The sequence below is a fragment of the Oleiphilus sp. HI0117 genome (genome assembly GCF_001635235.1).
This window is the reverse complement of sequence record NZ_LWGA01000925.1, coordinates 1-1,233: the sequence shown is the minus strand read 5'-3', so window position 1 is coordinate 1,233 and position 1,233 is coordinate 1. Positions and strand designations below refer to the sequence as shown.

Below are 1,233 nucleotides of genomic sequence, written 5' to 3'. Positions count from 1 at the left end.
AGGCAAAAATGTTATCGAGTGACGTGAGCAAGTTTGCGGCAAAGTCAAAAATCGAAGACGCACTGGTCTACGCCATTATTGAAACCGAATCTGCATTCAACCCGATGGCTCGCTCCCCGATTCCGGCCTATGGTCTAATGCAGATTGTTCCAAGCTCAGCAGGGCAAGACGCAACTCAACAATTATTTGGCAAGGCAAAAATACTCTCGCCTTCATATCTCTATACCTCTGACAAAAATATTGAAGTGGGTACGACCTATTTAAATATTCTGTACTATCGCTACCTTAAAGGTATCAAAAATGAGCTGAGTCGACTTTATTGTAGTATTGCCGCCTATAACACAGGCGCAGGTAATGTAGCGAAAGCCTTCACTGGGAAGCGACGTTTAAAACCTGCCTTAGCTAAAATAAACGCCCTTACACCCCAAGAAGTCTATGATCACTTAATCGAACATTTGCCTTACGAAGAAACACGAAAGTACTTAGCCAAAGTGAAAAAGCGTATTCCTAAGTACCGATAAATTAGGCCGTTTTTTTAAGGCTTTCAGCTTCGGCCAAATGAGAGAGACAAACATGGAAGAACAGCAAAGAATAAAAATCAAGCAGGAATTAAAAGAAGAGCTCAGCAAAGAACTTCAAAATACAATCGAAGATGAAGTGGAAGAAGAAGTAAAAGAACAACACATGTTCGGGGGAAGTCTCTTCTTCAGCAAATTTAAAGGCTCTTTCCTCACTTTCCTGGCCATCATTATCGCCTTGGGCGAGTACTCCGAAGCGGTGACCGTGCTAGGTGATACCGTTGAAACCATTCGTTCAGAATTTACTAACGATATCGAGTATGAAACGATATCCAAAATACATGTGGGTAATACAGTGCCTTATATGGAGGAGCTGTTAGGCAGCCCTCAGGTCTCCCGCGCTATCAATCAAGATATTAACGCTAATTATTACTACGACGAAAAGTTTTTACTCACGCTTTTTATAGATGACGAGCGCGTAACAGCCTTTACTGTTTTACCTCTTTTAGAAGACTTTCATCCTGAAGTTGCCACAACAACCAAGGGCCCATGGAATTTAGGCGAAGCCGCCTTTACCTCCTTCCCCGCCAACCCACAAACCTACGTGATCGACCATGCTAAAACTGCGAGCTATTACCTCGAAAACCTAGATCGAGGTCGAGCAGGCTTATTTGTCAGTACATATCTGGGCAAGGTTTCCTACACCGTTCGGTCG

At 43.2% G+C, this 1,233-nt stretch carries 2 protein-coding genes; both read left to right on the top strand.

Translation table 11 applies throughout. The features are described from left to right. A partial coding sequence (locus tag A3757_RS16560; RefSeq protein WP_156506370.1) for a transglycosylase SLT domain-containing protein occupies window positions 1–521 on the top strand: 521 nt, incomplete at its 5' end. Window positions 522–573: 52 nt separating this feature from the next. After that, the coding region (locus tag A3757_RS16555; RefSeq protein ID WP_068739947.1) for an ETEC_3214 domain-containing protein at window positions 574–1,233 on the top strand (660 nt) is incomplete at its 3' end.